Source organism: Alicyclobacillus acidoterrestris, assembly GCF_022674245.1.
Classification (GTDB): domain Bacteria; phylum Bacillota; class Bacilli; order Alicyclobacillales; family Alicyclobacillaceae; genus Alicyclobacillus; species Alicyclobacillus acidoterrestris.
This window is the reverse complement of the sequence record NZ_CP080467.1, coordinates 1,869,147-1,883,079: the sequence shown is the minus strand read 5'-3', so window position 1 is coordinate 1,883,079 and position 13,933 is coordinate 1,869,147. Positions and strand designations below refer to the sequence as shown.

13 protein-coding genes and 2 pseudogenes are annotated in these 13,933 nt (G+C 47.3%); 6 read left to right on the top strand and 9 right to left on the bottom strand.

Features of this window, described 5'->3' with window-relative positions; all coding sequences use genetic code 11:
• Nucleotides 1–124 precede the first annotated feature (124 nt).
• Both K1I37_RS08840 and K1I37_RS08835 read left to right on the top strand, forming a co-directional pair.
• Complete coding sequence (locus K1I37_RS08840) at nt 125–400, top strand: hypothetical protein (protein ID WP_021298485.1); 276 nt, start codon at nt 125–127, stop codon at nt 398–400.
• Between the two features lie 107 nt (nt 401–507).
• Complete coding sequence (locus K1I37_RS08835; protein WP_021298486.1) at nt 508–924, top strand: CoA-binding protein; 417 nt, start codon at nt 508–510, stop codon at nt 922–924.
• Nucleotides 925–932: 8 nt separating this feature from the next.
• On the opposite strand, the gene K1I37_RS08830 is transcribed toward K1I37_RS08835, so the two are convergent.
• From K1I37_RS08830 to K1I37_RS08820, 3 genes are all read right to left on the bottom strand, one after another.
• A complete protein-coding gene (locus tag K1I37_RS08830) occupies nt 933–1,568 on the bottom strand; it encodes a hypothetical protein (protein ID WP_021298487.1) in 636 nt (211 codons plus the stop codon).
• Nucleotides 1,569–1,709: 141 nt separating this feature from the next.
• Entirely contained in the window at nt 1,710–2,714 is a 1,005-nt protein-coding gene (locus tag K1I37_RS08825) for a zinc-binding alcohol dehydrogenase family protein (protein WP_236613936.1), read from the bottom strand.
• Nucleotides 2,715–2,755: 41 nt separating this feature from the next.
• Nucleotides 2,756–4,048, bottom strand: a complete 1,293-nt coding sequence (locus tag K1I37_RS08820) for an MFS transporter (protein ID WP_021298489.1) — start codon at nt 4,046–4,048, stop codon at nt 2,756–2,758.
• Nucleotides 4,049–4,355: 307 nt separating this feature from the next.
• Between K1I37_RS08820 and K1I37_RS08815 the strand changes: the two genes are divergently transcribed.
• Complete coding sequence (locus K1I37_RS08815) at nt 4,356–6,083, top strand: ABC transporter substrate-binding protein (protein WP_021298490.1); 1,728 nt, start codon at nt 4,356–4,358, stop codon at nt 6,081–6,083.
• A 29-nt stretch (nt 6,084–6,112) separates the two neighbouring features.
• Here K1I37_RS08815 and K1I37_RS08810 read toward each other — a convergent pair whose 3' ends face one another.
• From K1I37_RS08810 to K1I37_RS08790, 6 genes and pseudogenes are all read right to left on the bottom strand, one after another.
• Complete coding sequence (locus tag K1I37_RS08810) at nt 6,113–6,496, bottom strand: hypothetical protein (RefSeq protein WP_152498878.1); 384 nt, start codon at nt 6,494–6,496, stop codon at nt 6,113–6,115.
• 18 nt (nt 6,497–6,514) lie between these two features.
• Nucleotides 6,515–8,077, bottom strand: a complete 1,563-nt coding sequence (locus K1I37_RS08805) for a hypothetical protein (protein ID WP_021298492.1) — start codon at nt 8,075–8,077, stop codon at nt 6,515–6,517.
• Nucleotides 8,078–8,116: 39 nt separating this feature from the next.
• Nucleotides 8,117–8,710, bottom strand: coding sequence for a UbiX family flavin prenyltransferase (locus K1I37_RS08800; RefSeq protein WP_031219287.1), 594 nt, complete (start codon nt 8,708–8,710; stop codon nt 8,117–8,119).
• A gap of 105 nt (nt 8,711–8,815) precedes the next feature.
• Nucleotides 8,816–9,924: pseudogene (locus tag K1I37_RS08795) on the bottom strand (UbiD family decarboxylase).
• Nucleotides 9,925–9,978: 54 nt separating this feature from the next.
• A pseudogene (locus tag K1I37_RS21850) lies at nt 9,979–10,227 on the bottom strand (hypothetical protein); the annotation flags it as partial.
• A 178-nt stretch (nt 10,228–10,405) separates the two neighbouring features.
• Entirely contained in the window at nt 10,406–11,281 is an 876-nt protein-coding gene (locus K1I37_RS08790; protein WP_021298496.1) for a LysR family transcriptional regulator, read from the bottom strand.
• Nucleotides 11,282–11,532: 251 nt separating this feature from the next.
• Here K1I37_RS08790 and K1I37_RS08785 point away from each other — a divergent pair, with 251 nt between their 5' ends.
• The 3 genes from K1I37_RS08785 to K1I37_RS08775 are packed head-to-tail and all read left to right on the top strand — an operon-like array spanning nt 11,533 to nt 13,843.
• On the top strand, nt 11,533–12,399 hold the full coding sequence (locus tag K1I37_RS08785) for an amino acid ABC transporter substrate-binding protein (RefSeq protein ID WP_081654285.1): 867 nt from the start codon (nt 11,533–11,535) through the stop codon (nt 12,397–12,399).
• A 12-nt stretch (nt 12,400–12,411) separates the two neighbouring features.
• Nucleotides 12,412–13,080, top strand: coding sequence for an amino acid ABC transporter permease (locus K1I37_RS08780; RefSeq protein WP_021298498.1), 669 nt, complete (start codon nt 12,412–12,414; stop codon nt 13,078–13,080).
• A gap of 16 nt (nt 13,081–13,096) precedes the next feature.
• Nucleotides 13,097–13,843 carry an amino acid ABC transporter ATP-binding protein gene (locus tag K1I37_RS08775; RefSeq protein WP_021298499.1) on the top strand — a complete coding sequence of 249 codons (747 nt, stop codon included), beginning with the start codon at nt 13,097–13,099 and terminating at the stop codon, nt 13,841–13,843.
• The last annotated feature ends 90 nt before the right edge of the window (nt 13,844–13,933 follow it).

The following is a 13,933-nucleotide window of genomic DNA, read 5'->3' as shown; positions in this document are numbered from 1 at the left end:
TTGTACAGCGCAGGTCGCAAAGTGACATGAAGTGACTTTCCAATTTGACTTTTCTGTGCGGGTGTCCGTATCGGCGGGCGATTGTCCCATCATTCCATGCAGTACATCAAAGGAGGCGAACATGATGGGTGTGTTCGGCGGATATACAAGATGGGCAGTTGTCTTTCTCATTATTTTTGTGTTGTTTTTCCTCCTCTGTCCAACGGTTAGCTACAGCTATGTAGGTGCACCAGCCCCAGGCATCTCAACCGCTTCGTGCGGCAACACATGTGAAACGGCGTACGGCGCGGCTGGCACCATGGAGATGGGCGCACAAACATACAGCTATGGCGGCGGCATCGAATATCAAGGCTACAACTACCCTGCTTATGACTACACAGAAAGTGAAAGCAGTATGTGACGAAGTTGTAATTTCCGCTTCACGCACAACAGAGACACGGGTGCCACCTCACCGGTTGGCACCCTGGTCCTCTGTCGTGATATGGTAATACATAGGAGGTGTCCGTTATGTTCCAAAACCCGGATGACAACACCCTGGCACGCATCCTGAAAAGTGCCAAGACGATTGCCATCGTCGGCCTGTCGGACAGGTCCAATCGACCAAGTTATCAAGTGGCCCACTACCTAAAGCAGCAGGGATACAACATTATTCCCGTGAACCCGAACGCAACAGAAGTGCTAGGGGTACCTGCCGTCGCATCCTTGTCCAATCTGCCCCAACCCGTCGACATCATCGACGTCTTCCGCAACTCCGACGCGCTTCCCGACGTCGTGGAAGAATCGCTGACGGTATCCGCCCCCGTCATCTGGGCACAATTGGGCGTTTATAACGAAGCGGCGGCAGAGCTAGCCCAAAAGCACAACAAGACACTCATCATGGATCTGTGCATCAAAATCGAACACGCGCGCTTAATTGGAAATTAACAACAGGCTCAAACCATGCTAATCGCCCTAGCCGCCAACACCGCAACAATCACCAATGACACCGCGGCTTGCGTCATCACCAAAACTTTCACTCTCCGGGACATGATTAAGGTGTCCGTAGGACTAAAGGCAGTATTGGTGTTGAACGCGACAAACAAATAGTCCACAAATGACGGCTTCCAATCGTGCCAGACCTCTTCATCCGTCGTCATTTGTGGAAACAAAAAATCGATCGGCTGTAACCGATGGTGATATCGACGATATGCCCCGCCCTGATCAATTGACCAATACCACAGTGCAAACACGAACACATTCGCCACCCACAGAAGGACCGCATCATAAAACAACACCTTCGCGTGCGGTTGGTGCCTGAACAGCGCAAGCACCAACGAAGCCACATTGCTGATCAGCGCCACAGTCAGTAAGAAAATCAAAATGAGCGCAATCCGCCGGATCCACCCATGGTGTTTCAGCACGACAGCTATCGAAAACGGGATCAAAAAACCCACAATGATTGCCAACGTCGTCCAACTCGGTCCTATCGTCACTGTCTCCGATACAGCACTATAGAGAACGCCAACAAACAACACCACGATAATAAATGGCCAGATGCGAAGCCCAGAAGATTGACGACGATCACCCATCTATATCCCACCACCCCCTCTTCAATGTCGACGTGAATGACTTAAAACAAACGTCCAGACGATTTCGGGGGATTTAGGGCTGGCCTACCCTAAATCCCCCGAAATCACAAACCGATTCCAACAGCGTAAACAAGGACACCATCACGAATAGGACAAAATAATTTTTGTAACCTGCGCAGGCTGGCTCTTTGCAAGTTTGAGTGCCGATTCAAGTTCAGTAAAATCCATTCGCTGTGAAATGAACTTATCGGCCACATCTGGATTCTCATGCAGAAATTGCATCACGGCGGGAAAAAGTCCGACGCTATGCCGCGTCCCATAAATCTCGATATCCTTCTTTGTCAGCAGTTGGCCCGGAAATCTCACATCCTGTCCGGTCAATCCCACAATGACGATGCGCCCCGCCGCACTGACAAGGTGAATGGTCTGTTCTATCGTTTTCGGAAGACCGGCAGCCTCTAGTACAATATTCGCGCCTTCCCCGTTCGTCTTCGATAAGATGTGTGCAACAATATCTACATCGCGCGCATCAATTACCGCATCCGCTCCAAAATCCAACGCAAGTTGAAGGCGTTCCGGCACCACATCGATGGCAAATACAGTCGCGTCAATCGTGCGCTTGAGTTGACTTAAGATAGTTAAGCCAATCGGCCCCATACCGAGAATTGCAACCGTTTCTCCGCCTTTCATACCTGATCTGCGAATGGCCTGTGCCCCGATACTAAATGGCTCACACAACGCTCCCACCTCGAAACGCATATCATCCGGCATCGCATGAACATGATGGGCTGGAACCGTTACATAGTCGGCAAAGCCGCCGGCTCGGACGGATCCAATCATATCGATGTTCGCACACGCGTTCGGCCGATTGATGGAGCAGGCGTAGCAATGCCCGCAAGGCACAGCAGGTTCAACAACCACGCGCTTTCCGACGAGAGAGGATGGAGTTTCATCTCCGACCGCCTCCACAATACCAGATAGTTCATGACCAAAAGTTTGGGGATAATTTGCATACGGGTTTGAACCGTCATAAAAATGCACATCACTGCCACAGATGCCGGCTGCTTGAACACGCACGAGTACCTCGTGTGGCTTTGGTACGGGTTGTGCAATCTCTCGAAACTCAATCGTAAATGGCTTTGTCATCACCGCTGCACGCATCCTCTAGGACACCCCTTTCACATTGGTTACTGTGTGACTCCCAACTGCGCATCCTCCGACGTTTGGCTTGGCAAAGTGAGCGGTTTCACCCAAAGGGCTACGCATATGGCGCCGACAACAGCCAAAATTCCCGCCAGTAAGAAGGCACTAGAGAATGATCCGGTGAATTGAACGATAAACCCCGTAATGGTCGGTGCAATAATGCCAGAGATATTCGCCAGCATATGAACAAAACCACTCGCCCCGCCCACCTTGTCGCTTTGTACGTTGTCAGAGATCACGGCCCAGTAAATGGCTCCTGTTAAGTACATAAAAAAGATTCCAATCGTCATCAACACGACGGCACTCACTGCAGTCGTGACCATACCTGTTGCCGCGATACACACAGCGGCCCCGATTAATCCACCGACGATAATGACTTTTCTGGAGAACATGAGTTTGTTTGTCAGCTTGAATAAATAATCAGACGCCCAGCCGCTCAGCAGCAATCCAACTGTTCCGACCACCCAAGGAATTGTGGTCGCAACACTCATTTTTGAAATACTAAGATGCTTTGCGTCTGCCAGATAACTCGGAAACCAAGTAAGGAAGAAATACAAAATGTAATTGTACGCAAAAAACGCCAGAGCAGTGAACAGAATCGTCGGTTTTTTCGCGTAATACGTCAGAGGTACCTTCGCCTTTCCTTCAACCGGCATCACCGTCGTATCTCGCTCAATTTCCGCCAATTCTGCTGCCGGAATTTTGGGGTTTTGACTGGGCTTATCCGTGACCGCTTTCATCCAAACCAGCGCCCATACCAGGCCTATCAAGGTGATCACGACAAATGACACCTTCCAATTTGAATGGACGGCAATTAAACCCACAATCGGTCCAGCGACCGCGCCACCTAAAGGGCTTCCAGCAAACGCTATCCCCACGGCCCTTGCACGCGTCTTTTGCGGCACCCAATTGTTAATGGTTTTATTGGTCGTAGAAGCAAGCGGGCCTTCCGTAAACCCAAACAACAGCCGAACGATAAAGAGCGATGCGAAATTGAAGGTCACGGCCGTCAATCCGCAAAAGATGGACCACAGCGTCATGGACCCGCCAAACACTTTTTTGGGTCCGTATAAGTCCGACATGAACCCGCCTACAAAATTGAATATCGCGTAACCTACAAAGAAGCTGCTGAATATCATGCCGAGTTCACTAGGAGTCAAAGTAAACCCCTTGCTAATCATCGGCGCCGCGATGGAAAAGGCCGACCTGTCCAGATAGTTAATCACATTGGCCAAGAACAACATCGTGATGACCAGCGCACTGTACTTCTTAAACACGTGTATCCCCCTTTTCGGCAAAAATTTGACTACGAACCGCAAATCCGAGTCTTGCCAGACAAAAGATAGCGCTTTCAGAAGTGGCAATCTCTTTTGCTCTAAACGAGACGATGAATCCACGGTTCATATGTATACTAGTATATGAAATGTACACAATCAACGATTTTTTGTCTGACACAAGCGATTCTCTTTCCGTATAACCCGGCAATCGCAGCCACGAATGCGCCTTTCACAAACTGATTCAACGTCGACTTTTGTTTTTTTGCATTAATAGCATATAATCCTGATCGGAACAGGGGGCATTTAAATGAGTAAACTAGTAAAAAAAGGTTCGTTATCCGTCGCGGCCATCGCCGTTATAAGCGCGGTGCTCAGTGGGTGCGCAACCAGCGATACAAATCATGCAAACAGTGCATCCGCTTCGTCCGCCGCGAGCACAAATAGCGAAAAACCTGTGAAGGGCGGCACGTTGACAGTCGACATGAACGAGGCCGTTCCAGATTTAGATCCCGCTGTCGCCTATGATGCGACCTCAGCCGAAGTCACTTCACAACTGTATGACCAATTGGTGACCTACGACAAGACGTCCTATAAAATTGTCGGAGACCTCGCCAAGACGTGGTCCGTTTCCAAAGATGGCCTTACCTATACATTCCATCTCCGTCCAGGCGTGAAGTTCTCCAATGGGGATCCACTATCCGCAAAGGATTTTGTCTTCGAATTGGAACGAATTTTGGACAAGAATTTAAAACTAAAACCATCACCTGGAAATCAATTCTTTATGGATATTCAAGGTGCCAGCGAGTATTACAATGGCACAGCGAAGACCATATCTGGTATCTCCGCGCCCAATGACGACACGCTCGTCATTAAACTGGTTAAGCCAGAGACCTTTTTCCTACAAGTCTTGGCGCTGCCGTTCTTATCGGCTGTCGATCCCGCCTACATACAAAAGGTTGGCAACACAGCTTTCGATACAACGACAGCCATGGGCACTGGCCCCTTTGAGCTCGCATCGAACTCCCAGTCGAAGGTCGTCTTAAAACGCAACCCTTACTACTGGAAGAAAGATGCGTATGGGAATCAACTTCCCTACCTCAATCAGGTCACCATAAACATCAACCCGAATACCCAAGTGGATGAGCTTCAGTGGGAGCAGGGGACAAACGCATTTCTTAGCCCGAATTTAATGGGCGGGGACGGCATTCCAACATCACAATTCAACACCATCATGCACAATCCGAAATACAGCAAGTTGGTGATGAAGGAACAGGAAAACTCGATTAATTATATCGGTATGAATATGCAAAAGACGATTCAGGGCAAACCCAATCCATTGGCGAACTTAAAGGTTCGACAGGCCATTGAATACGCCTTTGACGCGAATCAGATTGTGAAGATTGAAGACGGCAAAGTGCTCAGCCTGAATCAGCCATTGCCTTCCGGTATGCCTGGACATGTGCAGCATCTTGATGCGGATGCTCAGTACGGATTTAATATTGCAAAGGCCAAGCAACTGCTAAAAGAAGCTGGCTATAGCAATGGTCTGACGATTGATTTCTGGGATCAAAACAGTCCTGATTCATTACGTGTTGACCAAGCTATACAGTCCATGATGCAAGCGGTCGGAATTCATTTGCGCCTGCACGAAGTCAGCTTCTCTGACTTCTTGGCAGAAGGTATGTCCGGTAACGCACAAATGTACATGAGTGCGTGGTCACAGGACTTCCCTGACCCGTCCGACTTTTTGAACACGCTGTTCAACTCAAATCAGATTCCAGACAACAATATGAATCATTACAGCAACCCACAGGTGGACAAAGAGTTGAACGCTGCAGAATATATGACTGACCAACAGGCGCGAGACCAATTGTACGCAAAGGTGACCAACCAAGTGATGGCAGATGCCGCATGGGTTCCGGTTGACCAAACGATGGGGTTTGCCGCGGTCAATCCATGGGTACACGGCTTCACCATGAGCCCAGTTTTGACTGACCCATTTCAATACATTTGGATTGACAAGAACCACAGCTAACCTGAGATCAGAACGTGGGGTCCCCTCTATCATGGGGACCCCACGTTTACTTTTTCGCACCACGCGCGTTCCATATCATACTCTGTGAACCACGTATTGATTTCGACATCGCTATCTTTCGCATATTTAGCGACTCTCGCTGATAAACGGAAGAATCGGGTTGTACCGCACCATATGCAGCCAATTTCTCGCTCCACTCCATTGCCGCAAGTCGGTTGTGATCGGCATTTTTCATGGCCAACTCGGACATACCCGCCATGACAGCCGAGTAGCAAGGGATACTTTCCTTCACCGGTCGGTTCAGAGACAAAATCCTCCACCTTCTTCCCGGCGCTCCAGTAAAACATTTTGTAAGGCTTGATGTGTTTTACAAAAACATCATCGGGAAGGAAGCGCACTTCCTTCCCTTTCACACAGAAATTTTTTACATCCTAATGCTCACGTGAAATGGGATGTTCCATTTCAGTGTCAGCGTGACTAGACCGCAACGCTCTGGGGACCCCAAGCCAGACAAGAAGGATCACCACCGTCCCAGCAAGCCATGCAATCGCATAACTGGGTGCTTCTCCCCACCCAAACCTAGGAGCATTGATGAGACCAAGCCACGCGGACAGTGCGCCGAATAACGACCACAAAGCAGCCACAATAAATTTTCTATCGATTAAACATACTGACATTGCGGTAATGATTAAAACCAACATTAAAAAACCGTTGGCCATTCCACTAATAGGTTCCCAGTATATCGCTTTATCCAAGACTTCTATAACTTGGGGAGTAAGCTGAATCTTCAAGGCGGCCAAGCTCTCTTGTATCGTCGACTGAATCAGGTACGCACCCGGTATAATGATCCCTAATAAAAAGGCATTTAGATACCGATGCTCGATGTTGGTGATTGCCGCGCGTCCGACGCCTATAGAAACATAGGCAATAACGGCCGCTCGAAGTGACCACGGGAACAAATCAATGGCGGGCATGGATAGCCCAGCAATGACAACAAGCAACATAACAATGGGGACCCAAAAATGGTATGAGATTCGTGCTCCCAGATTTTTGTACGAAGGATGGACTGCGTACATTACAGTCGGTATAATCCCACCGGACACCCCAATAATTAATGAACATACCCCATCCATGAACAGCGTGTTAACAACTGAATACCCGTCGCCAACACGCTTTGCAGCTTCAACGGAAGCCAGGTCTTGTAAAATCGCATAGACTGACATGGGGACAATGATGGAGAAGTACGAAATATCCTTCACCAGATACGACCCAAAGTGTGGCGCCATATTCCAAGGCGATGTCAGGTGCATTCCAGTCCATTGAATATCGATGTCACCAGATATCAAACCAACGGCGAGAACAATTATCCATGCAACTAAAAACGGTGAAAGCCTCCACCGCGTCAGTGGAATCTTCGCAAACACGCCGCAGAGCACAATGGCTAATGAGATAACGCCTAACAGCGGGCTGGAAAATAACCGAACGACAATCATCATGGACAAGTAACTATACATGGCGGCCGCAAATACAGTCATCACCGCCGGTCTAGGAATCAGACGCCGAATGTACTTAGAAAACGGCGCACTCACGAGTTTGAAGATTCCCATCCAAAACACTGCTGCCGCACCCGACGCCCAACAGGCTGACAGGTTATGAGTCAGTTGATACACGGGTAACATAATTGAAATGGAAAAGGCAGTTGCGGACGGAACATTGATGCCGAAAACCTGGGATGTGACATTTAAGCGTCCCGTTTTCTTAGCCAGGCGACGGGCACTCCAAGTTACCCATAAACCGGCTAGTAAAAAGCCAAGGGAGAAGCCAGGAAGCATATGACTTACTGAAAAATCTAGCGGTATACCCACACCAGCGAGTAGCAATGCTGGTATGGCCATATCGGTGATATTTACCCCGAAGTGACTTATCATCGCGTCTAAATCCCCGCGGTTCACGCGAAACCAGTAAGGTTTGAACATTGAACTGCTCTCGGCCACTGACCTCTCCCCCAATGTTTCCAATCATAAAGTTACAAACTAGACACGCGGATAATGAGTTGATGCCCCCATTGAAGGCGGAGACGCCCATCGTTTCGTCCAATCGTTTTCTATTCCAAATTGATCGAGCGTTCTGGCTACCACATGATTAATCACGTCATCTAATGAACTTGGATGATTGTAGAACGTAAGCACAGGCGGAAATATGACTGCGCCCATTCGAGACAAATGCAACATATTTTCAAGGTGAATATCACTCAAAGGGCATTCTCGCGTGATCAAGACTAACTTGCGCCGTTCTTTCAATACGACATCTGCAGCGCGGCCTATTAAGGTATCCGCATAACCGACACGAATCGAAGAAAGCGTTTTCATGCTGCATGGCGAGATAATCATTCCATCTGTGATAAAAGACCCACTTGAAATCGACGCTGCTTGATTGTCCTCTCGATGTACAACACTCGCAAGTTTTTTTACATCCTCCAAATTGTAATCGGTTTCAATTCGAATTGTGGTCTCTGCCCATTTTGAGAGAATCAGGTATGTCTCCACAGCGTACTCCCTTAGCGCTTCAAGCATTCGAATTCCTAAAATAGCCCCAGTTGCTCCGGTAATACCTACAATTAGTCTCATATCAACAATCCTCACTTTTAAAACGGATCAAAAAACTGTCCTTTGATTACTCCAATGCGCAATAACCCGCAAATGAACATTCATTCGCGGGCATGCTTGTTACACTTAGGACCAGTATTCATCCCAGTGTGCTCGCACTTTTTCAAGATGCTCTTTGGGGGGTAAGGCAATTGGCGGGAATTTGTGCTTCCTGGTCGCGTCAATTCCCATCTTAGATGACACTCGGCGGGATGGATCCAATTGTGGTACATCATCGGCAGCTTGTGATGGATCAAGCCGGACTGCTGGCAAATCTTCAATCATAAACACATCTTTATGAGGTTGAACTCGCCATGACATAGCCCAATTCAACATAAATTGATCACGAATGTCGATATCATCATCTACCACAACACAAAATTTTCCGAGAGTAGGGTCAACAGACCAGGCAGCTAGCATGACCTGGCGCACTTGCCCTTCATACTCCTTTTTCATTGAAATCGCTAAATAGGCAGCGGCACCACCAGCCTCGAGCAAGTGCACGTCTTTTACCGGCAGTCGCAAATCACTGACCAAATGCTTATAAATACCCGCTTCTCTACCAATGCTGCGAATCATACTGGACTCACTCGGTGGCATTTGGCTCAAAAATGCTTGATAAATAGGATTATTTCTGTGCGTAATACACGTAATGTCCATGACATAAGACATGGCTTTCGGCCCCATATACCCAGGATATTCTCCAAAAGGTCCTTCCTCTTCCAGAAAGTTCGGTCTGAAGAATCCCTCAATGACAATTTCCGCCGTGGCTGGTACCAGTAGATCATGGGTCTCGCACTTCACGACATCTACCGCTTCACCTCTTAAGCCACCGGCAACAGATAACTCATCCAATCCATATATCATTCTCGACACGGAGCAAAGGCCAATGGATGGATCCGTTCCCAGGACAATCGCCACAGGTGTTCGTTCATTTCGTTCGTTGTACTTCTCCACATGCTTACGAGCATGCTGAACAAAGTTAACCCATACCCCAAGCTTGTTTTTTCTTTTAGCATCACCCGATATGTACCGACATTCTGTATTCCGGTATCGGGATCCCTGGTGAATACAAATGGAGAGGTTAAGTACGGTGCTGGGTCTTCGCCCACTGTCCAAGTTGGAACTGGAAATTTGAAAATATCAATGTCGTTACCTACTAAGATATTCTCTTTACATGGGCCGGTAGCAACCACCCTTGGAGGAATCGGATTATTTTGCGCATGGGACCATTTCTGTTGCACATTCTCAAACTCAGTATCGAGCGCCTTAGCATAAATCGAACGGGATCCGCCTAGAATCCCAAACACAACAGGCACATCATGCCCTTTGACGTTGGTGAACATCAATGCCGGGCGTTCAGTCTCTGGAATGGATTGAAATGCGACGCGTCCCACGGCTGATATTTCCCAATCCTTGTCAACTTCGCGATCGATAACTTTAAGTTTCCCAATCCGCTTAAGGGCATCTAAGTACTCACGCAAGTCACGATATCCCATCAGAGCACCCCACCTTGAATGATTTGTTCACGGTAAGTGTATCGATGGGGATGTTAGGAATTTTCTGCGCATTCCGCCATGTGGAAATGACATGCCCAAATAATTTTTAGAGCCTACCCAAGATTATTTTCATCCGATCCTGTCCTTCGTAATGACCATCACAAACATAGTGGATGTACTACTCAGTGACACCCAATAAACTGCGCGTGAGTTGAACATTTCTCGATTTATCGGACCTCTGATGATGAATCAGATAAATGGGAAACTCGAGTACCGGAAAGTTTTCGACATAGACGCATGTTAAAACGCCACGCTCCAGCTCCTTTTCAATAGATAAATAAGGCATAAATGTGAGAAAAGAAGTCTGCAAGAGAATCTCTTTCGCTATCTCCATGTTGTCAACAGTGATGTCAGCTTCAAGACCCACGTTATACTGCTTCAACCTGTTATCAACGAACTTCCAAAACCCTTGTCGTTTTTGAGTTTGCATAAGCTTATATTTCCTAACGACATCGATTGTGATGTTCGATTCCGCTAATATCGGGTGATCTGCCGAGGCAACCAGAACAATTCGCAATGACTCTGGAAGTTCAGTAATCACAATGTCCGGATGTTCAATACGATTGTTCATTAGTGCCATATCCAAATTCCCTTCCAATACCAAATTTAAAAGATTCATCGACCTCCCCTGCCTGATGATGAATTTCGTTCGTTCTGTACGCTCGTATAGAAGGCCTAAAATTTTCGGCACAAAATGCACCGCTAACGTTGAAGTTGCGCCTATCGTGATTTCGTCGGAATGCTGTCCCACATCTACCTTCGCTTGTTGAACCAGGTCTACAATTTTCTGGGCATAGTCAAAAAGTTTTCGACCAGCCGGAGTGAGTTCCAACGTTCCATCGAAGCGCTGGAATAAGGTCGTCCCCAATTCAGACTCCAAGTTTTTTATACGGCTTGTAACCGCAGGTTGAGCCAAATGGAGCAACTTCGCAGTGGCGCTATAGTTTTTGGTTCTAGAAACACTCAAAAATGCGAAGAGTTGATCGAAAGTCAATTACGCTCACCTCAAAGGTCCTCCAATGCGTGTGCCGGCCTGCTTCTCATATGTCTAGGATAATCCTTTATTCCTCGAACAACGTCAACAGAATCGTCATAGCCAGAATACCCAACTGCCGTGATAAAAGCCTGCCTAAAGTGAGCACGATTCCTAAAAATAACATACACGCATGCATGTTTGGTTTATTGCAAAGGATTCAAGACAGGAGTACAATTCAAAACCGCAATATCATATAGAAAAACAAGGAGATGGGTAAAATGTCTGTTACAAAAAAAACGCTTGGTTCAGCGTTGATGTCAGCTATCATTCTTGCTGCCGTGAGTGGATGCGGGTCGGCAACCTCCAATAATAACGCGGTCAATTCGTCAAATGGGGCTACAAATGGTTCAACTGCTTCACAAGCATCTGGACAGACTTTAACGCAAGTGAAAAAGAGCGGTGAACTCAAAATTGGTACTGAAGGCACTTATGCTCCATTTACCTATCACAACGCGCAAGATCAATTGACTGGATTCGATGTAGAGTTGGCGCAACAGATTGCTAAACGTCTAGGTGTGAAAGCAGATTTCGTCGAGACGCCTTGGGACGGCATGTTTGCAGGGTTGAATGACAAACGATTCGACATGATTGCGAACGAAGTTGGAATCACGCCGGATCGAGAAAAGTCGTATCTTTTTTCGAACCCGTACATCGAGTCCTCTTCGGTCATCATTGTCAATGACAATAATAATTCCATCCATTCGTTCAAAGATTTGAAAGGTGTTACCGATGCACAATCCTTGACGAGTAACTACTATACTGAGGCTAAAAACGCGGGAGCAAATATCGTCCCAGTTCAAGGGTTCAATGAGGCGATTCAATTAGTCAAATCGGGGCGTGCACAGGCCACCGTGAACGATAAATTATCTTTCTTACAACTGGAAAAATCCAACCCAAACATTGGATTGAAAATCGCGGCGACCGCGAATGATACTTCAGCAAGTGGGTTCATGTTCCGCAAGGACGAGCCCGATTTACAAAAGGCTGTAAATAAGGCTCTGCAAAGTATGATTCAAGATGGTACATACGCAAAAATTTCCAAGAAGTACTTTGGAACAAACGTGCTAGATAAGTAAGGAGGCAGTACTGTGGATATCGGACCAGGGCAGCTGATGCTCGACTCCTTGTGGCCAATTTTGAAAGCCGGACTTGAACGCACGGTTCCATTGGCCATCATTACATTTATATTAGGGCTGGCGGTCGCAGTACTGACCGCTCTCGCCCGAATATCACGATATCGCTGGCTACAGGGTATCGCGTGGGCCTACGTTTGGGTATTCCGTGGAACTCCGTTGTTAGTGCAATTATTTATTATTTTTTATGGCCTACCGTATTTAGGATTGACCTTAAATAGCTGGACATCGGCCATTATCGGTTTCACTTTGAATGTTGGTGCCTACGCGTCGGAGACTATCCGGGCATCAATTCAATCAGTACAAAAGGGGCAATGGGAGGCGGCTTATTCACTTGGAATGACGGAAAGCCAGGCCTTGAGACGAATTATTATTCCTCAAGCGGCACGTGTATCCGTACCTCCACTTTCAAACGAATTTATTTCTCTTGTAAAAGACACATCTTTAGCGGCGGTCATCACTGTGCCTGAGCTATTCCAGAAAGCACAGGACATTGTCGGATCAAACTTTAAACCGTTTCCGATTTATGTTGAAGCGGCACTCATTTATTTAGTGTTTTCCTCTATCTTGACCTGGCTTCAGCATTTACTCGAAAAGCGACTCGGTCGTTACACGACAAGGTGAGGAGGAATCACGGTAAATGATTGAGGTAAGTGGGTTAAAAAAACGATTTCACGATGTTGAGATACTCAAAGGAATTGATCTGCAAGTAAATCAGGGTGAGACCGTTGTGGTAATTGGCCCTTCGGGATCGGGTAAAACCACATTGTTAAGATGTATTAACCTTCTCGAGATTCCAACATCCGGAACTATCCGTGTGTCTGACTCGGAGATTCACTTTAACCCAGATACGAAAGTCCGGATAAAGGAGATTATCCCCTTTCGTCGGAATAGCGGTATGGTTTTTCAAGGATACAACCTATTTCCTCATATGACGGTCATTCAAAACGTAATGGAGGGTCTTATAACTGTCCTCAAGTGGCCGAAACAAAAAGCTTTAGAACGTGCTACTCAAATGCTTTCGAAGGTAGGTCTATCCGACAAACTTGATGCTTACCCACACCAGTTGTCAGGTGGACAACAACAACGCGTAGGCATTGCACGAGCAATGGCGATGAATCCACACGTGATATTGTTCGATGAGCCCACCTCGGCGCTAGATCCCGAGCTTGTGGGCGAAGTTCTTACCGTCATCAAAAACCTAGCTGATGAAGGTATGACAATGGTCGTGGTGACACACGAGATGGGATTTGCACGTGAGGTAGCCGATCGGGTAGTGTTCATGGACGGTGGGGTCATCGCGGCGGAGGGATCGCCCGAAGAAATTTTTGACAACACCACAAATGAGCGGTTACGACTATTTTTACGGAAACTTGGCGACGCGTAACGAAACATCGCGTTGTATACAACACGAATAACCTATTTCACAATAGAAGAGACGCGTTTCGCGTCTCTGTTTTTATCCCGGATTTCGACG

Coding starts and splice junctions, on each gene's coding strand:
- K1I37_RS08815 (WP_021298490.1), top strand. CDS start 4,356: ATGAGTAAACTAGTAAAAAAAGGTTCGTTATCCGTCGCGGCCATCGCC.
- K1I37_RS08840 (WP_021298485.1), top strand. CDS start 125: ATGGGTGTGTTCGGCGGATATACAAGATGGGCAGTTGTCTTTCTCATT.
- K1I37_RS08775 (WP_021298499.1), top strand. CDS start 13,097: ATGATTGAGGTAAGTGGGTTAAAAAAACGATTTCACGATGTTGAGATA.
- K1I37_RS08835 (WP_021298486.1), top strand. CDS start 508: ATGTTCCAAAACCCGGATGACAACACCCTGGCACGCATCCTGAAAAGT.
- K1I37_RS08785 (WP_081654285.1), top strand. CDS start 11,533: ATGGGTAAAATGTCTGTTACAAAAAAAACGCTTGGTTCAGCGTTGATG.
- K1I37_RS08830 (WP_021298487.1), bottom strand. CDS start 1,568: ATGGGTGATCGTCGTCAATCTTCTGGGCTTCGCATCTGGCCATTTATT.
- K1I37_RS08800 (WP_031219287.1), bottom strand. CDS start 8,710: ATGAGACTAATTGTAGGTATTACCGGAGCAACTGGGGCTATTTTAGGA.
- K1I37_RS08825 (WP_236613936.1), bottom strand. CDS start 2,714: ATGACAAAGCCATTTACGATTGAGTTTCGAGAGATTGCACAACCCGTA.